At 57.4% G+C, this 24,664-nt stretch carries 21 protein-coding genes and 2 pseudogenes; 17 read left to right on the forward strand and 6 right to left on the reverse strand.

The genetic code is table 11. The features are described 5' to 3' along the window. Nucleotides 1–79: 79 nt before the first annotated feature. From VH564_RS11725 to VH564_RS11765, 9 genes are all read left to right on the forward strand, one after another. Nucleotides 80–1,282 carry an acyl-CoA dehydrogenase family protein gene (locus VH564_RS11725; RefSeq protein ID WP_423340021.1) on the forward strand — a complete coding sequence of 401 codons (1,203 nt, stop codon included), beginning with the start codon at nt 80–82 and terminating at the stop codon, nt 1,280–1,282. 100 nt (nt 1,283–1,382) lie between these two features. Then, nucleotides 1,383–2,189, forward strand: a complete 807-nt coding sequence (locus VH564_RS11730) for a hypothetical protein (RefSeq protein ID WP_423340022.1) — start codon at nt 1,383–1,385, stop codon at nt 2,187–2,189. 43 nt (nt 2,190–2,232) lie between these two features. After that, nucleotides 2,233–2,793 carry a c-type cytochrome gene (locus VH564_RS11735; protein ID WP_423340023.1) on the forward strand — a complete coding sequence of 187 codons (561 nt, stop codon included), beginning with the start codon at nt 2,233–2,235 and terminating at the stop codon, nt 2,791–2,793. 230 nt (nt 2,794–3,023) lie between these two features. After that, nucleotides 3,024–3,863, forward strand: coding sequence for an alpha/beta fold hydrolase (locus tag VH564_RS11740; RefSeq protein ID WP_423340024.1), 840 nt, complete (start codon nt 3,024–3,026; stop codon nt 3,861–3,863). 157 nt (nt 3,864–4,020) lie between these two features. Continuing rightward, nucleotides 4,021–4,533: a cupin domain-containing protein gene (locus VH564_RS11745; RefSeq protein ID WP_423340515.1), complete on the forward strand. Its 513-nt coding sequence runs from the start codon at nt 4,021–4,023 to the stop codon at nt 4,531–4,533. Between the two features lie 164 nt (nt 4,534–4,697). Further along, on the forward strand, nt 4,698–5,567 hold the full coding sequence (locus tag VH564_RS11750; RefSeq protein WP_423340025.1) for an alpha/beta fold hydrolase: 870 nt from the start codon (nt 4,698–4,700) through the stop codon (nt 5,565–5,567). A gap of 111 nt (nt 5,568–5,678) precedes the next feature. Next, on the forward strand, nt 5,679–6,503 hold the full coding sequence (locus VH564_RS11755) for an SDR family NAD(P)-dependent oxidoreductase (RefSeq protein WP_423340026.1): 825 nt from the start codon (nt 5,679–5,681) through the stop codon (nt 6,501–6,503). 236 nt (nt 6,504–6,739) lie between these two features. Beyond that, nucleotides 6,740–8,026, forward strand: a complete 1,287-nt coding sequence (locus VH564_RS11760) for a glycosyltransferase (RefSeq protein ID WP_423340027.1) — start codon at nt 6,740–6,742, stop codon at nt 8,024–8,026. Nucleotides 8,027–8,745: 719 nt separating this feature from the next. Beyond that, nucleotides 8,746–9,642 carry an alpha/beta fold hydrolase gene (locus tag VH564_RS11765; RefSeq protein ID WP_423340028.1) on the forward strand — a complete coding sequence of 299 codons (897 nt, stop codon included), beginning with the start codon at nt 8,746–8,748 and terminating at the stop codon, nt 9,640–9,642. A gap of 574 nt (nt 9,643–10,216) precedes the next feature. Here the strand turns inward: VH564_RS11765 and VH564_RS11770 are convergent. Continuing rightward, a protein-coding gene (locus VH564_RS11770) for an IS3 family transposase (RefSeq protein WP_423340029.1) occupies nt 10,217–11,406 on the reverse strand; the annotation gives its coding sequence in 2 pieces (ribosomal slippage) (nt 10,217–11,157 and nt 11,157–11,406; 1,191 coding nt in all). Between the two features lie 65 nt (nt 11,407–11,471). Continuing rightward, nucleotides 11,472–11,641, reverse strand: a pseudogene (locus tag VH564_RS11775) (IS3 family transposase); the annotation flags it as partial. Nucleotides 11,642–11,740: 99 nt separating this feature from the next. Here VH564_RS11775 and VH564_RS11780 point away from each other — a divergent pair. Next, nucleotides 11,741–13,132 (forward strand): MFS transporter, encoded by a 1,392-nt coding sequence (locus VH564_RS11780; protein ID WP_423340030.1) that lies wholly within the window; start codon nt 11,741–11,743, stop codon nt 13,130–13,132. 58 nt (nt 13,133–13,190) lie between these two features. On the opposite strand, the pseudogene VH564_RS11785 reads toward VH564_RS11780, so the two are convergent. Then, a pseudogene (locus VH564_RS11785) lies at nt 13,191–13,349 on the reverse strand (LysR family transcriptional regulator); the annotation flags it as partial. Here VH564_RS11785 and VH564_RS11790 point away from each other — a divergent pair. After that, entirely contained in the window at nt 13,345–13,671 is a 327-nt protein-coding gene (locus VH564_RS11790; RefSeq protein ID WP_423340544.1) for a nuclear transport factor 2 family protein, read from the forward strand. The pseudogene VH564_RS11785 and the gene VH564_RS11790 sit on opposite strands and share 5 nt — an antisense overlap. Further along, nucleotides 13,671–14,450 (forward strand): SDR family oxidoreductase, encoded by a 780-nt coding sequence (locus VH564_RS11795; protein ID WP_423340031.1) that lies wholly within the window; start codon nt 13,671–13,673, stop codon nt 14,448–14,450. Before VH564_RS11790 ends, VH564_RS11795 begins: the two co-directional genes overlap by 1 nt. A gap of 180 nt (nt 14,451–14,630) precedes the next feature. On the opposite strand, the gene VH564_RS11800 is transcribed toward VH564_RS11795, so the two are convergent. Further along, nucleotides 14,631–14,987, reverse strand: coding sequence for a response regulator transcription factor (locus tag VH564_RS11800; protein WP_423340032.1), 357 nt, complete (start codon nt 14,985–14,987; stop codon nt 14,631–14,633). 95 nt (nt 14,988–15,082) lie between these two features. Beyond that, nucleotides 15,083–15,727 carry a response regulator transcription factor gene (locus VH564_RS11805; RefSeq protein ID WP_423340033.1) on the reverse strand — a complete coding sequence of 215 codons (645 nt, stop codon included), beginning with the start codon at nt 15,725–15,727 and terminating at the stop codon, nt 15,083–15,085. A 319-nt stretch (nt 15,728–16,046) separates the two neighbouring features. On the opposite strand from VH564_RS11805, the gene VH564_RS11810 reads away from it, so the two are divergent. Further along, nucleotides 16,047–19,004 carry a PAS domain S-box protein gene (locus VH564_RS11810; protein WP_423340034.1) on the forward strand — a complete coding sequence of 986 codons (2,958 nt, stop codon included), beginning with the start codon at nt 16,047–16,049 and terminating at the stop codon, nt 19,002–19,004. 172 nt (nt 19,005–19,176) lie between these two features. Here VH564_RS11810 and VH564_RS11815 read toward each other — a convergent pair whose 3' ends face one another. Beyond that, nucleotides 19,177–19,947 carry an alpha/beta fold hydrolase gene (locus VH564_RS11815; protein ID WP_423340035.1) on the reverse strand — a complete coding sequence of 257 codons (771 nt, stop codon included), beginning with the start codon at nt 19,945–19,947 and terminating at the stop codon, nt 19,177–19,179. A 487-nt stretch (nt 19,948–20,434) separates the two neighbouring features. Here VH564_RS11815 and VH564_RS11820 point away from each other — a divergent pair, with 487 nt between their 5' ends. The 4 genes from VH564_RS11820 to VH564_RS11835 all read left to right on the forward strand — a co-directional run bounded on the left by VH564_RS11820 (nt 20,435) and on the right by VH564_RS11835 (nt 24,568). Further along, a complete protein-coding gene (locus VH564_RS11820; protein ID WP_423340036.1) occupies nt 20,435–20,656 on the forward strand; it encodes a DUF1127 domain-containing protein in 222 nt (73 codons plus the stop codon). 431 nt (nt 20,657–21,087) lie between these two features. Beyond that, a complete protein-coding gene (locus VH564_RS11825) occupies nt 21,088–22,146 on the forward strand; it encodes a helix-turn-helix domain-containing protein (RefSeq protein WP_423340037.1) in 1,059 nt (352 codons plus the stop codon). Between the two features lie 72 nt (nt 22,147–22,218). Then, on the forward strand, nt 22,219–22,719 hold the full coding sequence (locus VH564_RS11830; RefSeq protein ID WP_423340038.1) for a histidine kinase dimerization/phospho-acceptor domain-containing protein: 501 nt from the start codon (nt 22,219–22,221) through the stop codon (nt 22,717–22,719). Between the two features lie 253 nt (nt 22,720–22,972). After that, a complete protein-coding gene (locus VH564_RS11835; RefSeq protein WP_423340039.1) occupies nt 22,973–24,568 on the forward strand; it encodes a GMC family oxidoreductase in 1,596 nt (531 codons plus the stop codon). Nucleotides 24,569–24,664 lie beyond the last annotated feature (96 nt).

Below are 24,664 nucleotides of genomic sequence, written 5' to 3' on the forward strand. Positions count from 1 at the left end.
ACACAGCCACCTTGGCCCTAGTCCGATTAGAGCCGCAGTCGAAGCATCGCACACGGCAGATCTTATCCAGGAGGCAACATTGATCAATCGCATGCGAACTCAGCCAAGCGGTGGGTTACAAGATCATACATCCACTCTATCGGGTCTGGTCCCAATTCTGCGGGCGCGTGGCGAGGAAACCGAAGCGGTAGGCAGAATGCCTGACGCCACGGTGACAGATTTCGATGACGCCGGTCTATTTGGAACCTTGGTGCCCCAAGTTCACGGTGGATCCGAGATCGATCTTCAAAGCTACATGGATATGATCGTCGAAGTCGGTCGCGGCGACGGCTCCGCTGCCTGGGCACTTGGTATTCTCACCGGCGCAGCGTGGATGGCAGCTATGCTCTTTCCTCGTGATGTTGTCCATAATGTCTTCTCCGCACCTGGCGGTCGGGTTGCGACCGTCTTGTCGCCCCGCGTCATCAAAGCCCATGAGGTGACGGAGGGCATCTGGATCGAACGCGGAATATGGAACTTCAATAGTGGGGTTCATCACGCCCAGTGGAATCTTCTGGGATTTCCACTGGCTAAGGCGCAGGGCGCTCCGGAAATGCAGGCAGCGTTGCTTCCCGTCTATCAATGCCAGATATTGAACGATTGGGATACTTTCGGCCTGCGAGGGAGCGGCAGCACCAGCGTTGAAGTCGATGACGTCTTTGTGCCCAAAAGCCACGTTGCTTCGCTGACCGCGGCGATGAGGGGCGAGTATCTGTCGGTCCATCTCGATGCCGTTCCGCTCTACAGGCTTCCGCTGGTTCCCTTCCTTGCAACAAAGTTGCTTTTCCCCTCTCTCGGAATGGCAAAAGCTGCCCTAGAACTCGCGCTTGTCTCGGCCTCGCGGCGAGGCATTCCCTTTACCGTCTATGGTAGACAGGACGAGGCCGCAGTGACGCATATCCAAATGGCCGAGTCATCTGCGAAGATCGATGCCGCAGAGGAAATATTACGCAATTCCATTCGAGCTCTAATGTGTCACGCGGACAGGTCGTCTCCGATGGATATTGCGACGCGTGCGCGCCTTATGCGAGACGCTGGGTTCGTTAATGGCCTGCTGTGGCAAGCAATAGATAGTCTTGCCACTTCGTCGGGCGGGACAATCGCCAAGAATGGCAACGCGCTCGGAAGGCTCTGGCGAGATGCCAAGGTCGCAAGCCTGCATGGGGCTCTAAACCCGACCACGAACTTTGAGTTGTCAGGCCGTGTTCAAAGCCACAAGGACCCACAAAGTTGGTTCCTTTGAAACAAAGCGATTTCACCTCGAGGAAACCGGTGCTGTCGTAAGAACCGCACGCCCTGCGGTCGTTTTTGCCCTTGTTAACATATGAAATGTTGAGGACTTTATGCGCCCTATTCAAGCTCTGTCTCTTCTCGTCGAGCATATCGAAGCTCAAGCCTTTGCAGATGTGTACCGGGCGGTTCCTCCATCCTATGCCTCGGCGAACAAGGTGCAGCTGCGTAAAATTGCCGACGGCGCCTGCCTTACCCACGGTACTATCGTCATCCCCGAGTTAGACCGTATCGTTGGGGTTACCGGGATCGGGGACATCAAAGGCGCGTGTGATTGGATGACGACCAATTGCGTGCCGGGATGGGTGGTCCAAGTGCCGCCAGTGTTTGAAGATATCACGCGATATTTGGCCGGCAACGGGTTCCGATCGGTCGGCAATGGTTGGGCAAAATTTTATCGCGAGGTCGGTCGCGAGGAAGCGCCTTTTTCATCCGAACTGACCGTCCGCACGATCGACACGGAGCTGGCGGGAGCCTTCGCCAGTATCTTGTCCGGCGGCTTCGGTCTTCCCATCGATTTTTCCGAATGGTTTGCGGCTGTTGTTGGCCGACCCAACTGGACCGTGCAATTGGCCTTTGCGGGATCTATCCCGGTCTCCTGCGGTGCCCTTTACACAGACGGCCACGTGGGTTGGATGGGGATGGATGCGACCTTGCCAGATCATCGCGGTAAAGGCGGGCAGTCACTGCTTATCCGCTCCCGCTTGACGGTTGCAGCCCAGCTCGGCCTGAAAGGTGTGACAGCTGAAACGGGGCAGCCAGAGATTGAAAAAACGGCGCAGCATACATCGTTTTCCAACTACCAGCGGGCCGGATTTACGCAACTATACACAAGGCCAAATTTCTCTCGGTCGGCCTAGCTTCAGTAAAGCCAAACTCTGCCTTGAGAAACGGATGCACGCGATGAAAGAGGGATCGAAAATGAAAATGGTGTCCATTGCGTTTGGCAGGCATCTCCTCCGGCTGCCCCTCGCAGCTATGCTACCGTTAATGATGGCCGCAGGCTTAAACTGCGGTTTAGCGCAGGCGGAGACTCCCGTGGAGCGCGGTCGGTATCTTGTGACCATGGGAGGATGCAACGATTGTCATACGCCGGGATATTTTTTCGGCAAGCCAGACCAAAACCGCATTCTTGGGGGGTCTGATGTTGGGTTTGTTGGATCCGACCATGGCACTTATGTCGGACCTAACTTGACACCCGATGCAGAGACGGGTCTTGGAAACTGGTCACCGGATGATATCGTCACAGCCATTCAAACGGGTGTCACGCCGGAAGGACGAGAGCTGGCGCCGATGATGCCCTGGCGCCGCTTTGCAGGCTTGAAGAAATCCGACGCCTACGCAATTGCAGCCTACCTTAAAAGCCTCCCTGCCGTGAGCAACAAGGTTGCTGGTCCCTATGGTGCATCCGAACGCGTGACAATTCCTGTCATGAGGATCGTTCAACCGCAGTCTTCCAATTGAAAACCTTGGCCGGTGGCAAGCGCTAGCGCCCAACAGGCTCAGTTTGCCGTGCAATCCGCGCGGTTCAAATTAAAAATTACAACGGCGATATCAATTCTACGCGTGTGTCATTTGTAAGCCAATAACTATCGCTCGGTTCCGAGGACGCTGCTAGATCATCACAGAAATCATCTAATATGCATTATGCAGACGGGAGTATTAAGCCAATGAGTCTATCTTCTGGGAAGCACGTGGCATCAATCAACGGCGTGGACCTCGTTTATACGGTAAATGGCGCGGGACCTCTCTTGTTCGCAGTCTCTTCGGGCTGGGGTGTAGGATCGAGCTATCTCAGCCATGCGCTCGCGCCGCTCACAGAACGCTTTACCGTTGTTGTCATCTCGACCCGAGGTAGCGGCGGGTCATCGCGCCCGGTTGACGAAAGCGCGATGGGCACCTCTGTAATGGCAGACGATATAGAACATCTGCGCAGGTATCTCGGCCTGGATTTGATCGACCTCTTTGGGCATTCCAACGGGGGAGCAATTGCGCTCGGCTTCGCCGCGAGATATCCGGCCGCTTGCCGCAGGCTCATCCTGGCGGACAGCCAGGTTGTCGGCCTTTCCGCGAGGGAAGTCACCTCCGCCATCATTGCTCGGCGCGCAGACGATCCACGCTTCAGCAAGGCTGTCTCCGCGCTCATAGAGATGGGACCATTCGTGTTTGAGGACCAGGCCATCACAGATGTCCTCACCTCGACCTTACCGCTTTATTTCTTTGACCCAGTCAAAAATGCGCAGAAAGCGATCGAGACGTTCGATCTGCCTATCAACAGCTGGGCAACGCGAACGCAAATGACGGCAGATAGTCTGCCAGAGGCCAGGCAGATAGACTTACTCGATAAGATTACCGCAAAGACGCTTGTCATCGTCGGCGAAGATGATTTCCAGACGCCTGTCGCGATCTCGGAACACATAGCAGCAGGCATCTCAGACGCATCACTCACTGTGATCACGGAGTGCGGGCATATGCCGTGGTTTGAGCAGCCCGAAATCTTTTACGCCGCCATCATTAAGTTCCTAGCAAACTAGTGACCGCAGCAAGCCGCAGCGGGCTATCAACCAAATCTAGTGCTCCGTCAATGGCAGGGAGGCAAACGAAGAGGTCTCGCACGTGCTGTTCGAAAGCGCCACTCCGCTCACGGCATTCGGCGGATTATTCAGGTTCAAATAAAGGATATTTAAAGTGATGGAGAACACCGAAGACCGCACACTTATTCGCGTACCGGCAGGCGAAGGAAAGGGTTTCTCGGTTGCGGGAGCAAATCTCACCTGGAAGGTTAGAAGCGATGACGCGGAGGGGGAACTCTGCCTTTTTGAGCAGATTGTTGAACCCGGAGATGGCGTGCCACTTCACACCCATAGCTATCCCGAAGCCTTCTACGTCGTTAGCGGTGCCATCCACTTCGTTTCAAGCGCCGCGTCTGACGAGGGTTGGGATTGCAAGAGCGGCGATGTCGTGATTGCCCGCCCCCATACACCGCACGGTTTCTTCAATCAGGGCACTGATACGGCGCGGATGCTCAGTATCTCTATTGCTGCACATGAACGATTTTTCGATGCGGTTGAGGATGCAGATAGGCAGGAGCCGTTCGGGATGCTCCCGCCAGATGCAGCTTTTGCCCGCGTTATCGCCATCGGGGCACAAACCGACACTCACTTCCTACCGCCTTTACCCGACGATACGGCTCCAAAAAAGTAGGACTTGCCGACCTCACTCAGTATGCGATCGACCATGGGACATCTGACCCCTAATGCTCTTGGCATGGCGGTTGTAATGGAAGGGTGAGAAGCAATCAACGCGCTGTGGAGCCGGCCGACGGCACACCGCTAGCCAAAGCCGACCTAAAATTCAGGAGGACCGTAATGAGCAGTTTAGAACATCATCGCGTGCGCGCGAATGGCGTGAAGATGCATTATGTCGAAGCCGGCGAGGGCCCCTGTGTGGTGCTTCTTCATGGCTTTCCGGAAACATGGTATGCATGGCGCCACCAGATGGGGCCCCTGGCTGCGCATTATCGTGTCATCGCTCCTGATCTTCGTGGGTACGGAGCGACGGAAAAGCCGTCTACCGGCTACGACAAACGGACGATGGCGAACGATGTTCGCGATCTTCTTCGCGTGCTTGGAATCGAGAAGGTCGCGATCGTCGGGCATGACCGCGGCGCCCGCGTCGGCACTCGTTTTGTCAAGGATCATCCAGATGTGACAACCTGTTTTGCCGCTCTGGACAACATTCCGACAAAGGTGATCTTCGAAAATATGAATGCTGAAGTTGCGCAGGCGGCATGGTTCTTTTTGTTCCAGGGCGTAAGAGACCTCCCCGAAGCCTTGATCCAGGGCAGAGAAGAACTCTGGCTGCGATCCATTTTGACGAACTGGACCTACAATCCGCAAGCTTTATCGGAGGAGGTCATATCGGTGTATACAAAAGCCTATTCCCAACCAGGCGGGCTTCGGGGTGCATTTGAGGATTATCGCGCTTGGCGAGAGGATCTTTCTCAGGATCAGGCCGACGCTATCAAGACCTTCGGATCATGCCCGGTATTATCTCTTTGGGGTGCCGATTATGATGCGGCAAAGATGGTCGATATGGAGGCAATTTGGCGCGCAATGGCTCCAGAGCTTCAAACGCTCGCGATCGCGCAATCTGGCCATCTCCCCCACGAGGAACAGCCCGACCAAGTAACCAAAGCATTACTCAAATTTCTTGGCGAGTTCCACACGGGTAAATGACTGATTGAGGGCTTGCTGCCACTCCTGAAAGAAATTAACACGTCGCGTGCGTGGAGCTGGCGAGAGATGAAGCCAGATCCCATCCTTGCGACGAGAAACAAGGGACACAGAATGCCGAATATCTGGTTTGTCACCGGAAGCTCGCGTGGCCTCGGCCGGCACATTGTACTCGCTGCTCTCGCTGCAGGCGACACTGTCGCGGCGACCGCCCGCAATATCGACGATCTTGATGACATCGTTGGCCGGTACGGTTCCCGTGTCATGCCGCTATCCCTTGATGTCAGCGATCCTGAAGCCGTACAGGCAGCCATCGCGAAATGCATGTCAAGCTTTGGTCGTATCGACTATGTCGTCAACAACGCCGGCTACGCAAACGTCGCGTCGGTTGAAGATATCGTCATGGAAGATTTCCGCGAGCAGGTGGAAACCAATTTCTTTGGCACCGTCTACGTGTCCAAAGCAGTCGTGCCTATCATGCGAAGACAGGGGTCAGGCCATATTTTCCAGGTTGCATCCATCGGCAGCCGCATCACTTCGGTGGGCCTTGCACCCTATCAAGCTTCTAAATTTGCGGTGAGGGCCTTCAGCCTCGTTCTTGCGCAGGAAGTGCAACCACTTGGCATACAAGTGACGACGCTCGAACCCGGCGGTATGCGAACGGAGTGGGCAGGGTCGTCAATGCGGATACCCGCGATCAGCCCGCATTACCTTCAGACTGTCGCGCCCTTTGCCAGAATGCTGCAAGACTATTCCGGCAACGAGCCCACCGATCCTAAAAAGGTCGCTCAACTTATCGTCGATCTCGCAGGTCGGGATGGTGCTCCAGTCGAGCTTCTTATCGGCCAGGATGCTCATGAATACGCGCTAGTAGCAGCCGACGAGGTTGCCGCCTCCGACAGGAAATGGAAAGACTTGACGACCTCCGTTGCCTATTGAAAGGGAACGGGCCGAAGCTCTCCCGCTGGGGCGCGCCAGTGTTGAAGCCAACCGCTTGAAGCACCTCATTGTTCGATTGGCTTGCTTCAGGTTTACGGCAGGGGCCATCTCGCCGACGCCGGTTATTTGCAGTGAGCGCTTCTCGACGGCAGAAGTTCTCGCAAGTTCCCGCCTCGTGGCTCGGTGTCTCTGACACTTTTTCGCGCCGGCGCCCATTAACTAACCCGAGATTTGCCATGAACATCCTCATTGTCGCTTCGCCCTTGGCCGGTCATCTCAACCCTCTTCTAGGCGTTGGGCGCATTTTGTTAGAGGTTGGCCATCAGGTCACGTGCTTGTCCGGGCCTCATCTTGAGGGGCGCGTCAAGGATATCGGCGCCAGCTTCCGCAGCTTTTCAGCAGCGGCAGATCTCAATCGTCGGGAACCGGTTGCAGTTGCCGCCGAACTTCGGGAGCTCCCACCCGGAATACAGCGACTGCGTCTCGCAATCGAACGCCGCTTTGTCGAAACAATTCCGGCGCAACAGGATGATATCGCGCGGGCTCTGGACGACTTTCCCGCCGATGTTATTGTTGCGGACAGCATGATGTTCGGCCTGCTTCCAATGCTGCTGACGCCGCGCAAGGGGCGACCTCCGATCATTCTATGCGGTACGTCATTTCTGCACTGGCACAGAGACGATGGGGCGCCGCACTTTGTTGGACTGCCCCCCGCAGCCGGTCCTATCGAGCTCGAAAGATATGCGCGACTAGCGCTGGAGTACGATGCCCAATTCCATCGACCGATCGCCGACGGGCTAGCAAGGGCCGGCGTTAGGGCGCTGCCAGACACCTTGTTCGATTCCGTCGTTGTTTTAGCTGACGCCTACCTGCAGCTCACGGTCGCCGGCTTCGAGTTTCCGCGGACCATTCCAGACACGGTCCATTTCATCGGCCAGTTGCCCATCATTCCCAATCAAGCGGCACTCCCATCCTGGGCGGGAGAGCTCGATGGCTCGCGTAAGGTCGTCCTCGTCACGCAGGGTACGGTTGCAAACGACGATTTCGGGCTTCTCATCAGACCGGCACTAAAGGCTTTGGCAACCGAGCCTGATCTACTCGTCCTCATCACTATGGGCGGACGCTCGATTGATGCCATAGGCGGGTTACTGCCTAGCAATGCACTCGTTGCCGAGTATTTGCCATTCGAGTGGGCCTTGCCTAAAGTCGATGTATTAGTGACCAACGGCGGCTACGGGAGCGTCAATCAGGCGTTGAGTTTCGGCATCCCGCTTGTTACTGCAGGATTGACCGAAGATAAGGCCGACGTAAATGCCCGCGTTGCTTGGTCGGGCGCCGGGATCAATCTGCAAACCAATTCTCCCTCGCAGGAAGCTTTACGCACAGCCGTCCGGGCCGTCATCGACACATCGGACTACCGAAAACGGGCGTCGAGACTTGCGAAAGAATTCGCGCGCTCCCATGCGCCCTCGGAAATTCTGCGTATTTTGACAGATGTTGTTCGGACACCCCCGTCCCAGTAGCTCTCATAGCTACCGCCAAGTGTAACAAAAACGCTGGAGGCTCTCGACGTCCTACAATCGTAACACTCCGAGCTTTTCCTCTCATCATAAGATAGCTCCCCCTGCCGATGTTTATCGTGCGTTGAATTCCGACGCGCACGATAGCAGAGGTCAGCTATGAAAAATTCAGCCAATTCAAACGAGTTCGCCGTCCTATTTGGCAATCAAAACTCCGATCGTCGTCAGTCCGACAATGTAGTGATTTTGACGTCGAGACTGCCGCGCGGCTCGCTGCAAACAACACCGCCTTGCCAACTTAGCTCTAAACGAACTCTCCTTTCAACTATCAAGAAACTTAAGGCCCATCTATTTCCCCGCGACCCTGCCATCTATTCGCTTTCTCCACACCTTCAGCGGGACATCGGACTTTCCGATATATCGTTCAACCTTCGTGACAGGACGTCGTTTGAATATGATCGGGCGATCGACATCTTCGTTAGGAGAGATCACGGCTCGGGTTTCTAAGCAAGACTCGCCACCTCCAACTTGCTCGTGATGGCGGTCTCGAGGGGCATGTTTGTTCTCGCAACAGCCTCCAGATGCGCCCTCGTCTGTGTTGCAGATGAAGCTCAAGGCCACTGCTGTGAAATTGGGCCGCAACCGCTGATCGTCAGTCTGCTGCGGTCTCACGGTACGCGGTCTAAAGCCGCATTTCGAACGTATGGACTTAGGAGCAGCAGATGCCGAACAATGATGCAGTCAGCACACCCCGCCACAGCGCAAATAGCCAACTCCAGCAGAACGTGAGATATGTTCAAGCCGAGCCTGACGTCCATCTCGGTGTTATCGAATCCGGTGAAGGGCGGCCCATCGTAATCTTGCCTGGGTGGTCTCAGACGGCTAATCAATGGGTGGAGTACGTTGCTGACCTCTCCGCTTCGTACAGGGTCCTGGCGATCGATATGAGAGGCCATGGAACAAGTTCGAAACCTGCGCACGGGTACAGAATAAGCCGACTTGCGGCAGATCTGCAGGCTGTCCTTACTTCCGAAGGTTTGGAAGAAATAACCCTTGTTGGGCACTCGATGGGATGTGCCGTCATCTGGTCATATCTTGAGCTATTTGGCAGTTCCAAAGTGAAGAATCTCGTCCTCATCGATCAGACGCCGGCGCTCGTCGCGGAACCTGGTGAACTTATCAGCGACGAAGCAAAGATTGGCTCGATCTTTAGCTCAGAGGAAGCTTTACAATTAATTCAGGGCCTACGCGGGCCCGAAGGTGCGGCTTTAACCTCTCGCCTGCTGAAGTCGATGACAAGCCACGTTTTCCCGGCGGACGATTTTCAATGGCTTGTGGCGGAAAATCTGTTGATGCCCCGCGACCTCGCGGGCAGGCTGCTTTATGATCACGTCTTCAAAAACTGGACTGACGTCATCAGGCGGATTGATGTGCCAACCCTTGTCATTGGCGCTCAGGCGAGCATAGCGCCATGGCAGGCCATGACCGCAGTCGGCGAAATGATCAGTCAGTCTGAAACGTTTATATTTGATGCAGACGATGGTGGATCGCATTTTGCTTTTCTGGAAAATCCGAAAAAGCTCCTAGATCTCATTAAAGACTTTCTCGAGCGAAATTAGCCGCTTGTTTATTGGTTTCTTCGATCGGCAAGCGGTGCCGGCGAGCCCAAGTTAGAGAAACAGCGCGCATGAACAACCGGTGGAACGAAGCTCGCGCGTCCCCTATGAGCGGATACCGCGATTCGGGAAAAAATGCAGCCGCCGCCACGGCTTCTTCGTGACGCCTCTCCGTCATGCTTTGGAAAGCAAGGGTTTCTACATTGTCCCAATACAATACAGGTAAAGAGGTTAGGTCTACCATTTCAGCCGATGGCACGTTTGTGCTTTCGCTCGAGCGTCATGAGGCGCACGATCCGTCGCCGGGAGAGGTTACGGTGCGCGTGGAAGCCGCGCCAATAAACCTCGCCGATCTTCTAGGCATGTTCGGCCCGGTCGACCCCAGTTCCCTAACAGCACAGGGGTCAGTTGAACGTCGTGTCATTAAAGGCCTTGTCCCACCTCATCGGCTCGAAGGCGTTAAAAGCCGGCTTGGCCTATCCTTGACGGTCGGCAATGAAGGTGCAGGGATCGTCGTCACCGCGGGAATTGGGGCAACGCACCTCATTGGTAAGACAGTTGACCTTGCCCCCAAGTTTTATCCAGTTTTGAGTTCGCTCCAGCGGTTTTTGGTTTCTGTTGTTGGGTCGGTAGCGGCGGGTTGCGGTGCGGAGCCATTTCGGCTGCGCAGCACCGCATCACGTCGCGGGTTGAGTGTCCGAGCGAATTCGGCCGGTGTCAGCCAGCCAAGGCCTGAATGCGGGCGTTGATCGTTGTAATCGCTACGCCAGTTTGAAAGTGCAGACCGGGCATGAGCAAGCGACGAGAACAGCGTTTCATTCAAGAATTCGTCGCGCAGCCGCCCGTTGAAGCTTTCGATAAAGGCATTCTGGATAGGCTTGCCAGGCGCAATGTAATGCCAGTCAATCTTGGTTCGGTCCGCCCATTGCAAGATCGCGTTGCTGGTGAATTCGCTGCCGTTGTCACTGACGATCATCCTCGGCTTGCCGCGCCCCTCGATAATCCGGTCAAGCTCCCGTGCGACGCGATGACCGGAAAGCGATGTATCGGCAATGAGCGCCAGGCACTCCCGCGTGCAATCATCGACGACGGTCAGAATTCGCAACCTGCGCCCGTCGGTGAACTGATCCGACACGAAGTCCAGCGACCAACGATCATTGGCCGCCATCGGCACCAGCATCGGTGCTCGCGTGCCAATCGCTCGCTTGCGACCGCCGCGCTTGCGCACAGTCAGCTTCTCCTCCCGATAGAGCCGGAAGAGCCTCTTGTGGTTCACAACGTGACCCTCCCGCCGGAGCAGCACATGAATGCGTCGATATCCAAAGCGGCGGCGTTCATGCGCCAACGCCTTCATCCGCTSGCGAAGGTCCTGGTCGTCGTCGCGCCTGGTTTCGTAACGGATCGTCATTCGGCAAAGACCAATGGCTTTACACGCCCGCCGTTCGCTCATCTCATGATGGCTCATCAGATGCACGACAGCTTTTCGCTTGGCTGCGGGCGTCACCACTTCTTTCCCAAAAGGTCTTTCAAGGCAGCATTGTCGAGCATCGCATCCGCCAGAAGCCGCTTCAGCTTCGTGTTCTCGTCCTCAAGCGTCTTCAGGCGCTTGGCCTCGGATATCTCCATGCCGCCGAACTTGGCCTTCCATTTATAGATGCTGGCATCGCTGACGCCATGCTTGCGGCAAAGCTCAGAGACAGGTGTGCCTGCCTCATGCTCCTTCAAAATGCCGATGATCTGTTCGTCTGTAAAACGGTTGCGCTTCATCCTCTGGTCCTCTCAATGGGCCAGAGCTTACTTCAAAATGGATTAATTCGGCGGGGCAAGGTCACACGAGCAACATGACGACCGGAAATCAATGTGTCCGGGATTGCCGCCAGGCATTCGCGCGTGACGTCGTCGACAACGTGGAGCACACGGAAGCGTCTGCCGCAGGCGAACTGGTCGTGAACGAATCCAGCGAGCAGCGGGCATTGGCCTTTGCTTCGACGAGGAACGGTGATGGGCCGGACCCTAATCAATTCTGGAGGAAGATCGCAGTGGCAGATCACAACACGCAGTCATTGCACATTCTGGTCACAATGGAATATCTGGGGTCTCAGTGCGGGGACCCGACGAAGCGGCGCGAACGTGTCGTGGCCTTCTCATATTCGACAACGAGGTCTATCTTGGCATCCTATCAACAAAGGCACGGATGAAAAACAGTGCAGTGCGGCTGACCAGACTTCTGGCGCTTTCCAGCCTTGGCGGCGCACTTGAGTTTTTCGATTTTGTCATTTTTCTCTTTCTTGCACCTGTTATCAGCAAGACCTTCTTTCCGCCGGATACTCCAGAATGGTTGGCTGACGTGCAAGCGCTCGGCATCTTTGCCGCTGGCTATGTCTTTCGCCCTCTCGGCGGCCTCGTCATGGCGCATTTCGGGGATCGCTCGGGCCGCAAGCGGGTGTTCTTGTTCTCGATCCTGCTCATGGCCTTTGCGACGGCCGGAATCGCGTTCATTCCGAGCTATGCGACAGCCGGTTGGATCGCGCCGCTCATTCTTGTCCTGCTGCGCATCAGCCAAGGGGTCGCGATCGGTGGTGAGGCCCCGGGGGCCTGGACCTTCGTCGCCGAACACGTCGCTCCCCGTCATCTCGCTCTGGCCTGCGCCTTCATGAGTTCATCTCTCATTGCCGGGGTGCTAATGGCCTCTCTGGTCACACTGGCAACGCATAGCACCTTCTCTCCCGAGGCCATGCTCGACTATGGCTGGCGCGTGCCCTTTATAGTAGCGGGGGGTCTGGGGGTATTGGGGGCAATATTACGGCGCTGGCTGAGCGAAACCCCTGTTTTCCTTCGGGCGCGGGAAGAGCGTGCCCTCACGAAATCGCTGCCCGTTGCGGTGGTCTTGCGCAGCCATTGGGAGGCACTGTCTATTTCGGTGGTTGCGACCTGGATCCTGTCGGCGGTGGTGATCGTGACGACGCTCATGACCCCGTTGATCCTGCAAAAACAGTACCAGTTCGCGCCGCAGGCGGCATTGGCGATATCGGCCTTCGGATCTCCGTTTGTTTGCGTCGGCGGTCTTTTTGCCGGCTACCTGGCCGACCGGATCGGGCTCGGCAGATACTTCCTGTTTGCCAGCCTGCCGTTCGCAGCGGCCACCTTCCTGTTCTATTCCTATGTCAGCCTCGCCAACGGCAATGTGTATCTGCTCTACGGCCTGGCTTCCTTCTTCAACGGGATGGTCGGGGTCATTCCGTGCTTCATGGTCCGAGCGTTCCCGAGCAGTGTGCGTTTCACGGGCATATCGCTCGCCTACAATGTCACCTTTGCGGTTATCGGGGGGCTGACGCCGGTGATGGTCGGCGCACTCCTCCCCACAGCGCCGCTGTTGCCGATGCACTATCTAATCGTGGTTGCTCTCGGCATGTTCCTGCTCGGAGCCTATGTGTGCCTGAGGCCGCAAGCCATACGCTATAGGGCTGCACGCGATGAGGGCCTGTCGATTTAACCCTGAAACGCTCTAGCATGTCCGTGACGCGGGCGACGGGCGTGCCCACGAGGACGGGTCACGGCTCCGAGGTTTCGGCCGCATGTCGGCGCGCCAAGGCGAGAAACTCCTTCATGCCGGCGGCAGGGTTACGACGGTTGGGGTAGTAGAGGCAAAGACCGGGGAAAGCGGGCGTCCAATCATCCAGCACACGGATGAGACGACCGGCCTCTATGTCGGCGAAATTGCCAGATGCCGTCAAAACCTATTTCGACGCCGACAAATCCACCGATGCGGGTGCCCTGGTCGGCGCATTCTCCGATACCGCGATCGTCCATGACGAAGGCGAAACCCACCGCGGCCAGGAGCCGATCCGTATCTGGTGGCTCGAGGCGAAGCGCAAATACAATCACACGGCGGAGCCGATCAGTGCGACCGCCGATGGCAAGGAGATCTCGGTGCTCGCCAATGTCAGTGGCAATTTTCTCAACAGCCCAGCCGAGCTTCGATTCCGGTTCGTCCTGGAACAGGACAAGATCACTGAGCTGGAGATTGGATGATGACCGGGATCCTCACACTGGACGGAAAACGCGCGCTCATTACCGGTGGCACGAAGGGTACGGGAGGAGCCACGGCGGACCTGTTTCGCAGACTTGGAGCCCGCGTGCTTGTCACGGCACGTTCGCGCCCCGATGACTTGCCAGAGGAACAGTTCATCTCCGCCGACCTCAAAACGGCTGAAGGTGCCGTAACGGTCTCAAATGCCGTACGGGAGCGATTTGGCGGTGTTGACATCATCGTTCACATGCTGGGCGGGTCGTCTGCTCCCGGCGGCGGGTTTGCTGCACTCGATGATGCAGAGTGGCAGAACGAGATGACCATGAACCTTTTTCCTGCCGTTCGTGTCGATAGGGAACTCATGCCCCAAATGGTGGCGCAAGGGCAGGGTGTCGTCATTCACGTCACATCCATTCAGCGGGTTCTGCCGCTGCCCGAGTCCACGACTGCCTATGCGGCGGCCAAGGCTGCTCTCTCGACCTACAGCAAGGCTCTGTCGAAGGAAGTGTCGCCGCGTGGCGTTCGGGTCGTGCGGGTTTCGCCCGGCTGGATCGAGACCGAAGGATCGGTGCATCTCGCGCAACGCCTGGCCGCTCAGGCCAACACTGACTATGAAGGTGGCAAGAAGATCATCATGGACAGCCTCGGGGGCATACCCCTCGGCCGGCCGGCCAAGCCGGAGGAAGTGGCAAACCTGATTGCTTTCCTGTCCTCGGATCTCGCAGCATCGATCACCGGTGTGGAATACACCATTGATGGCGGTACGGTTCCGACGGTTTGACGAGCCTGATTGTTGCCCGGATCATAACCTGAAGATGCTTGCTCCAAGCCCGCCTCGCCCAGCGACAGTGTCGACAGGCGAGGCGGGCTTGACTTTTGTTTTGGGAGGCGATCGGTAAAGTCAGATTATCGTTTTACCCGACGGTCTTGGCGTTGCCGGCTCGTCATCGGAGGACTTGCCTCAATCCAGCGGTCGAGCTTCGACGGCGTGATGTATGGCATCGATCAGCTTCTGGCCATGAAATGGCTTCTGCAGAAGCGCCATGCCGCCACACTCGATGACGCGGCGGGGCAGGGTGGTGTCGGTTTGTGCGGAAACAAAGATCACCGGGACTTCAATTCCCTCCTGGTTCAGCCGCTGCTTCAGTTCAATTCCCGTCATTCCAGGCATGTTGATGTCCGAGATGATGCAGTCCGTATTCCGACCCGGACACTTGTCGAGAAAGGCTTGTGCCGACTCGTAGCCTGCAACATCGAATCCCAGCGACCTGACCAGCAATTCCGTCGCAGCACGGAAAGAGTCATCATCGTCAATCACTGCGATATGCACATTTCGGGGCGGGGGCATCACGCTGGCCTTTTCGGCATCGAGAACATTCGACCCTCAATCGCACACTTCAGCGGTCCCGAAAATCATACGGTAGTGTTACTCGCGTCCACTGTGCCGCGCTGTTTCAATGCATCCGCCATACGAACCAGGTCCGGCAGCGTCCGTGCGCCCATTTTCTTCATCACCGAGCCGCGATGGATTTTGACCGTCACTTCGCTGATGCCTAGCTCGCCGGCAACCTGCTTGTTCAGCAGGCCCTTGGTGACCATCAGCATGACTTGCCGCTCGCGCATTGTCAGGGATTGGAATTTTTCTTCGATATCTGCCAGCAATTCGTGGCTGGCGCGACGCTTCCGATCGACCTTGAGCGCTGAGGCGACAGCATCCAGCATGTCCTGGTCGCGAAACGGTTTGGTCAGGAAATCGATGGCACCAGCCTTCATCCCGCGAACGGACATTGGGATGTCCCCATGGCCTGTCATGAGTACGATCGGGATGTGGACGCCCGCCTCGTTCAATTGCTGCTGGAAGTCCAGTCCGCTTGTCCCCTGGAGGCGAATGTCCAGCACCAGACAGGCTTCCGTGTCGGGGCGACTGGTCGCCAGGAATTCTTGTGTCGAGACATGCATTTTCGTCACGAAGCCAACCGATCTGAACAGGTGGTCGAGTGAGCGTCGCATGGATTCATCGTCATCGATAATGTAGATAATTGGTGCGAACTTTTTCACCTGCTGCCTCGTCCTTGAACCGCGCAAAATTCCGATGGGCTTACCAGGTCATGCCAAATAAACCTTATTATTGAAAGCGTTTCGATGTTAATCCTCGGCCTTTAAGCTGTCTCGCATGGCGTCCACCAACTGCGGAAATGCATTCTGCCGTTGGGCGACTGGCAAAGTCGCAAGCAGGTTAGCAGCGGTTCGGCAGGTGGCGACACTCTGTTATTTGCGAAGCCGTCCTCGATGCGCGGTTGCAATAATTGCAGCGTCTCGGCCGTTTATCTTTCTGTCCGGCAGACGGGCTATTCGTTGCAAGCAAAAGAGTTACCGGATGAATGCGATGCGAGATTACAGCAAGATCTTCGATCTCCTTGATGATGTCGTGATCGTCTACGGCCTTGACGGGCGTGTAACAGACTGGAATCGGGCGGCTGAAGACATCTATGGCGTCCCGCGTGACCAAGCCATTGGCATGTCCATGGACGATCTTTTTGGGCCTCAGTCACGCGATGCCGACTCTAAAGGCGAGGTCGGGCATGTGCCGGATTGGAAAGGGACCCTTGAACGGGGCGTGAGAGGTAGGTCCGGGTCAACGACCGTATCCGTGACGTCAAAAATCCTGCGTAACGCCGAGGGCGAACCTGTTGCCATTGTCGAAACGTCCCGACCCGTTGCCGTGGTAGAAGATCCATCCGCCGATCTGGCGGCTCTACTGTCTGCGGCAGGAATGGCGATCCTGAAGGTGGATGCCACAGAGGCATTTCACGCTCTGGCCCTGCTTGGCAGCCAGGTCTTGGATCTTCGCTACCATCTGCGTCGGGAACCAGATCTGGTTCACCAGTTGGTGTTGTCGGCCAAGATCGAAGATTGGGATCGCTCCGGCAAAGAGAGGTCGTCGCATTCGCAGTTCGACCTGCCCTTGGACGGGTTGAACTCCTTGTGGCCCCTGGAAAGCGAGGATGCTTTCATCGACTCCATCGTTTCCGTGCTGCTCGACGGGCTCCCGGCGCACGTTTCCTGCAAGCTGCTGAACCCGAGCGGAGCGACATTCCACGCAGAGATAACCGCACTACGAGCATCCTCAGCGACAGACGATGCTCATCTGCTGCTTGCCATCAGGGACGTTTCGGCAGCGCGGGAAGCTTATGAGACGCTCGAGGCAAGCGAGCTGCGATACCGGAACCTGTTCGAATACATGCCAATTGCGCTGACGCAGGTCGATGCCAGCGGACTCGTCGAGATCTTCACGCAGCTTCGTCGCCAAGGGGTGGAGGATCTGTCGGCCTACATCGATGACCACCCCGAGTTCATGGACATGGCGATGCAAGTCATGCTGGTCGAACAGGTCAATCAGACCAATGCCGAGCTTTTCGCGGCCAAATCACGCGAGGAAATGCGTGGGCCCATCACCCCCTATTTCTGGGATACCGGACGCGAGACGCTGCGAAAATCGCTGGAGGCGCGCTACAGAGGCGAGGACTTTTTCCAGCAAGAGGCTCAGTTGCGACGGCTCGATGGTAGCGTTGTCGATGTGCTGTATGCCGCGTCACGTCACAGCAGCCTGCCCAACAAGAGCCTCGTTGCATTCATGGACATTTCCGACCGGAAGCGGTCGGAACAGGCCCTCAAACGCAGCGAACGGCGCTATCAGGATCTGTTCCAGGCCATGACGGTGTCGTTCTGGGAACTGGATTTGACGACGATCACTGATCTGCTGGAGACGTCGCTTCCCGGCGCTGACGGCGATTTTGCCGACTATCTCAAAAACGATCCGGATTGTGTTGCGACGATTTTGAAGGCGGCACGCATCGTTGATGTGAACGATCAGACCTTGGCGCTGTTTGGCGGAGCGGAAAAGGCAGAACTGCTTGGAACGCTTGATCAATTCTGGTCTCCAGATCGATGGGTGGACGGTGCCGCCGCGGTCTTGACGGTTCTGACAGACGACGCAAGCGTGACGATCGAAACGCGGTTGAGGCGTTTGGACGGTGTCGATTTCGATGCGCAGTTCACGTTGTGGTTTTCGACGGATGACCGGCGCCGCGGGCTTGCTGCGGTCACGGATATCAGCGAGCGGGTGCATGCCTTCAATGAACTGGAGCAAAGCGAGCAACGCTTTCGCGACCTTTTCCAGCATCTGCCCGTTCCCGTCCTTCAGGTGAACTCCACCGGTCTTCTTGAGCGCTTCGAGGAATTGAAGAGCCAGGGGGTCGAGGACCTGAAAGCGCATATTCTGGAGAACCCCGAATTTCTCTGGACCGCGATGGAAAGCACGGTCATCGAGCAGGCCAACGATGCCGCGCTGAAGGTTCTGGGTGCGCCCAATCCCGGCGACATGCGGGGGCCGATCACGCCCTTGTGGCGCAACCACCCGGAAGTCTATGCACGCCTCCTGCAAAATCGCTATTTCGATTTCACTGCCTATGAAGAAGAAGTGACCCTGACAACTTTCGACGGGCGGACCCGGGAAGGAACTCTGACCGTGACGTTCCCGCCCGATCTGGCGAAGCTGGGTGTCACCATCAATGCCTTTGTTGACACGACGGAGAAGAAGAATGCGGAGCGTAGGCTGCGTCACATCGAGGCGGAGTATGCCCATGCGGCGCGCATCTCGATGCTCGGCGAGTTGACAGCGTCCATTGCCCATGAGGTCAATCAGCCACTTGCTGCCATCACGACCTATGGAGAAGCTGGACTGCGATGGCTGAACCGCCCAAATCCCCAACTTTCCGAGGTGCGGGACATCGTCACCCGCATCGTGGCAGACGCCCAGCGTGCCGCCGGGGTTATCGCGCGTGTCCGCAACATGGCCTCGCACAGAAAGCAGGACGAAGAGGTTGTGTCGCTTGATAACCTTGTTGCCGAAGCCGTGTCGTTCCTCGGCCATGAATTCCGGCTGCACAATGTCAAAGTCACCCATATCCCGCCTGCCGGTTCGACCTTGGTGAATGTCGATCGGATCCAGCTTCAGCAGGTGATCGTCAACCTGGCCATCAACGCTGTCCAGGCGATCTCCATGTCAGGCTCCACCCGTTGCGAGGTCCTGGTCAAGACGATAGAGGAGGGGACGCTGGTTCGATGCTCGGTCGAAGACTCCGGCCCTGGAATACCCAAGGAGTCCGTGGACCGCATTTTCCAGAGTTTCGTCACGACGAAGGATGGTGGGATGGGGATGGGGTTGCCGATTTCGCGCTCCATCATCGAGGCGCATGAGGGTCGTCTAACGGCGGACAACGGCAGTTCTCTCGGTGGCGCGCGGTTTTCCTTCGTTTTGCCCATGTCGCGGTAAGGAAAGCGCGCTCGGCTTTGCAGGGTTCGCGCCTTGTTGCCTTTGTCTGAAACGGACGTGAAGCCATGCGCGAGTCCTCGCGCAGGCCGCGCTTGACGAAAGTTGGTTGAAGGCGGACTGGTTTGCTGTCCGCCTTCAAACTATTCAGGGAGCCTCGTGGCGGCCACCAGCATCACTTTGCGGCGTCCTTGATCAACTCAGCGACAGCTTCAGGCTGCGAAACGGTGATGGCGTGCGATGCACCGGCAATCACCACGGTGCGCTTGGAGCCGGCGCGTTCTGCCATGAAGCCGAGCGATGCTGCCGGGATGTTCTTGTCGCCGTCTCCGTAGATGAAATACGACGGAAGTGTCTTCCAGGCGGGCTCATCCGCCTTCTCGGTCAACGCAGCTTCGGTGATCGGGCGTTGTCCGGCAGCCATGGACGCGGCAAGTTCAGCCGGAACGTCCTGCGCAAACTGTCCGTGGAACTTCTGTTGCGCGATGTACAGATCGACGTTCCCATCTGCGAGCGCTACAGGTGCGGCCAATGCCTCACCCAATGTGCTTCCCGGAAACTTGCCGGAGAGTTCGAGGATCGTTTCACCCTTCTCGGGTGCGAAGGCGGCAACGAAAACCAGCGATTTTACGTTTTCATGGCCGACGGCAGCCTTCGAGATGACCTGCCCACCATACGAATGCCCGACCAGGACGACCGGTCCGTCGATGCTTGAAATCATGGACGAGACATAGGCGGCGTCTTTCGAAACGCTTCGGAGCGGGTTTGCCGAGGCGACGACCGGATAACCGTCCTTCTGCAGGATGTTGATGACCCCGCTCCAGCTTGACGAGTCGGCAAATGCACCATGGACCAGGAGGATGGTGGGTTTTTCTGACTGAGCACCTGCGCCAGTTGAAAAAAGGGCGGCGGCAAGGGCAACGGTAGTGGCAGTTAGCTTTGTCATGTGTGATCTCCTTCATATAGGAATTGGTGTAATGTTCGGAATGCGTTGTCCTCTCCGGAAAAACGCGTGCGCTTCGTTCCCAGTTGCGCTTCGGCCACCGTTGGATCGTCGATCCGGAAGGCTGGAAGCTCTCTGGTATCTCCGGCACGCTCTGCACCGGTGATAGGAAGAATTTACAGGGGAACACACGCGATCATACTAGACAGGCGGGTACTACCGTCACGCTCACGGCGTACCACATCATACCAAGGTAAGGGGTCATCTGATCCTGTTCCGCGGAGACTGGGAGCGGACGCACTCCTCTGCCAGATTTTGTCGCCCAGGCGTCTGGAACGCGTTCGTTTCATTCGTAAGCCGCTTCTCCTGTCCTGAAACATTCTCGCGCCAGACATCGCGCATCCTCGCGTCCAGTTCGACGGCACCCGTCATTTCTACGGATGGGTGCATTTCCGCGCATGGAGGACAATATGATCGATGGCTGCGACATTTGCTCAATCGGCAGACATACCGGCCAAGCGACAACACGCGGAGGGGAGATCTTCTCGACCGGTTCATCCGCTGGCGACAAAGGCGGAAGTCGGCCGAACAGCTCCGCAGCATGCCGGATTATCTGTTGAAGGATATCGGCCTCTGCCGAGGAGATATCGTAAAGGCGACGAGCGCCCGCCACGAGGCCTTCACGCTGAACGAGATCGTCGCGATTTCCTAAGACCCGTCCGGCGTCTCCCGGCGCTCGCAAAAGCTTCTTGGGAGCTCGGCTGCTGGGGCAGATGACACGCGTTAGGAGCATGTCAAACAGCTCTGGCACCTCGGGCGCAAATTTCAACGGTAACGCTGATCCCGAGCTTCGTCGCCAAAGTGCCCAGCAAGGAGACGCATCTTAAACTTTGCCCATCACCGCCTATTAGGGATGATGACCATGGAACTGACGCGGCTACGTTTCACCCTGGTAAGCGCGGCCACTCGGGTGCTTGATTGCGCCTTTCAAAAATGCTCCGCTGAACGCCACCATTTTGCTTGGCATTCTGCCAACCCTATTTATTGAGCACCGGGCGCCGCCCATGGATCAGCGAAGATAGTTCGCTTCTTGCAAATTTTCCAATTTTTCCTACATTTGTCTCCATTGCAGTAGGGCGAATGATGAAAGATATCCTGACGACGGCGAATGCCGCGGAATTGCTCGGCGTGTCCATCCGCACGGCTCAGCTATGGGTGGAAAGCGGTCAACTCCCGTCCTGGAAGACGCCGGGCGGGCATCGACGGATCCCCCGGCAAGCCGTTCTCGATCTCATCGAGGACCCGGCACAGGCGCCTGTGGATCTTCGTGCAAATGCCGTCGTTCTCGCTGGCAAGGGGCGGGGTTCGGACTGGGTCGAGGCTGGTCTTCCTGGCTCCGGCTTGCTGATCGAGGTCGCGGAAGAGCTGAACCTCGTCCGATCACTGCTTGAACCTGCGCCGCCGACCTTGTTGATCGTCGAGAATGCCGAGGAGGTCGAGCGGAAGAAGTTCGTGACGACTATCAGCAGCGACCCCCGGTACAGACAAACGCTGGTCTTCACGATGACGGAGAAGGGCGCGGGCTCACCGGCTGCGCGGAGCGACATGCGCATCCAGATGCGGATGCTTCCCAGCGCGTCGGCTGCAAGTGCGGCTGTGATCGATAGTCTGAAAACGCGGCTGCTCGATGATAGCGGTGATAGCCCGGGTTTTGCGAGGCCTTTGAATGAGAAGGCGCGCCTGGAAGCCGTTCGTCGCACCGCACTCGTCGGTTCCGACGCGGACAGCCGCTTTGATCGCCTGGTGCGTCTTGCGGCCTTTGTCACGCGTGCTCCAATTGCGATGTTCACGCTGATCACGAAGGATCAGCAATGGTTCAAATCTCGCGTCGGTTTCGATGGTGAAGGCACGTCGCGGGATTGGGCTTTTTGCAATGAGACGCTCATTGCAAACGAGATCACTGTTATCGAGGACATGAGGGAAGACCGTAAACTCGAAGCGAACCCTACTTTGAAAGAACCCTACGGTTTTCGCTTCTACGCCGGTGCCCCGGTTCGGGATCCCTGGGGTTTCGCGTTAGGGTCGGTGTGCGTGATCGATACCGTGCCCCGTTCGCTGAAACGCGAAGAACGTGACGCGTTGATCACGATTGCCGAAGCGGTCTCCAACCTGATCCGTCTAACAGCGATCGAGGGGTGCTGATGATGCGTCAAAGCCGCCGCATGCTTTGGAATTTGGTCCACTCGGGGCGTAATCCCGGCACCGGATCGCAGATTGGAACATGCGCAGCGCCTGGAAGCGGTGGGCACGCTCGCCGGCGGCATTGCCCACGAATTCAACAATGTGCTCGGCGCAATCCTCGGCTACGGCGAAATGGCAGTTCAGCTGCTTCGCAAACCCACGCCCACGCGCCACTATGTCGAGGAGATCCTGAAGAGCGGGGCCCGCGCGAAACATATCGTCGACCAGATTCTGACCTTCAGCCGGAAGCGAGAGCGGATCGTCAAACCCTTCGACGTCGGGGATGCTGTCGCCGATATCCTGCCACTCCTGCTGGTGACCCTCGGCAATCATGTTGCGATCGAATCCAGCCTCAGTGGAGGGCCGGCTGTCGTCGAAGGCAATCCGGTCGACGTCCATCAGCTCGTGATGAACCTCTGCAAAAATGCGTGCCAGGCGTCAGCATGCGGCCAGACGGTCAAGATTGACGCTCATACCGTCCATGTTCAGCGCCGAAAAGTGCTCTCTCACGGAGAGAAGTCTTCGCCCGTTTGAACGGGTCTCCACGGTTCAGTACCAACCTCGCCTTGCTCACTCCTGCGGAGTGAAGCGGACCTGGATCATGTCCGCCTCAGATGCCGGACCGCTAAGGGTCAACTGAAGAAGATGCAGGTCGACGACGGCGTGACAGCGTGTGCCAGGTCACATTTATGCGATTCAATGAAATTGATAAAAATGATAAAAACATTGAAAAGTGGAATTTTGGATGTTAGTGGCTTTGCAGCCACCATTCAGAGAGGTAAGTTCCATGCAGCGACATCATCCCGAAACTGACATACGCGAAGCGACTATCCCTCTGGGTCAGAGTGTCGGGGAATTTGATTTCATCGTGTGCGGCGCCGGCTCCAGCGGCTCCGTCGTGGCTGCCCGGCTGGCCGAGTGCGGTGGCGCGCGCGTGCTCTTGCTCGAGGCAGGGGAAGACGACAATGCCGATAGCGTCCGCGAGCCGGCACAGTGGCCACTCAATCTCGGTTCTTCGCGTGACTGGGGCTTCATCGGACAACCCGCTGCTGCTCTCGCGGGTCGGCAGCTGCCCCTCAGCATGGGCAAGGGACTGGGGGGAGGCTCCAGCATCAACGTGATGGTCTGGGCCCGCGGTCACAAAGAGGACTGGAACCACTTTGCGGCCGAGGCCGGCGATGATGCCTGGGGGTACCAATCCGTTCTTGGATATTATCGCCGTATCGAAGACTGGCGCGGTGCACCCGATCCGATCCGTCGTGGCGTCGGAGGTCCGGTCTATGTCGCCCAACCCGACGCTCCCCAGCCGATTGCGCATGCGATGGTCGAGTCGGCCAAGGCGCTTGGCATTCCGGTGTTCGACAGCACGAACGGTGCGATGATGGAAGCCGACGGCGGCGCGGCAATTGCGGATCTGCGGATCGTCAACGGCAAGCGGCAATCCGTCTACCAGTCCTACGTTGCTCCACTGGCGACAAGACGAAACCTGACCATCCTCACGGGTGCACTGGTCTCCCGTCTTCTGTTCGACGGCAAGAGGGTGATCGGCGTCGAGGTTCTGGTCGATGGACAGCGCCGGCAGTTCAAGGCCCAATACGAAACGATCCTCTCGCTCGGGGCCGTCAACACGCCAAAGGTTTTGATGCAGTCCGGCATCGGTCCGGAGGACGAGCTTTCCACGCATGGTATCCCTGTTGTGCAGCACCTTCCTGGTGTCGGACGAAATCACCAGGATCATATCGCCTTCGGCTGCACCTGGGCCTATCGCAAGCCCGAGGCTGTGGGAGGTGGGGGCTGCGAGGCGAAGATCTACTGGAAGAGCGATTCCCGTCTGCTTCAGCCGGATATCCTGCAATGCCAGCTGGAATTCCCGGTTCCATCCCCCGCTGAAACCGGATTGGATACGCCCGAACACGGCTGGACGATGTTTTCAGGCCTTGCTCAGCCGAAAAGCCGGGGCAGGTTGAGGCTCTCCGGTCCGGGCGTGAACGATGCTGTCCTGATCGAGCCCAATTCTCTCAGCGAGCCGGAGGATATGGCGACCGCCATTGCGGCAGTCGAACTTTGCCGGGAGCTTGGCAATAGTGCGGCCTTCACGCCGCTCGTGAGTGCCGAAACGGCGCCCGGAGCGCGGGATCGCAAGGGCCTGATCGACTTTATCCGGCGGTCGGCGGTGACCTATTGGCATCAGTCCTGCACGGCCAAGATGGGTCGGGATAGCATGTCGGTCGTCGACCACGAACTGAAGGTCTATGGCATCAAGGGTCTGCGTATCGCCGATGCGTCGATCATGCCCCGGATCCCCACGGGCAACATCATGGCACCTTGCGTCGTGATCGGCGAACGGGCTGCAGACATGATCCGCGCCCAGCATGAACTCTGACGCGGCTTTGCTGTCACAGCCCGCATAACAGTCAACGCCAGTCTGCGGCAGGCCGAGCCTCTGGCAGGCTGGCGTTGAAGATGCCGCTCACGTGTG

The organism is Rhizobium sp. HT1-10 (assembly GCF_049472505.1).
Lineage (GTDB): Bacteria > Pseudomonadota > Alphaproteobacteria > Rhizobiales > Rhizobiaceae > Rhizobium.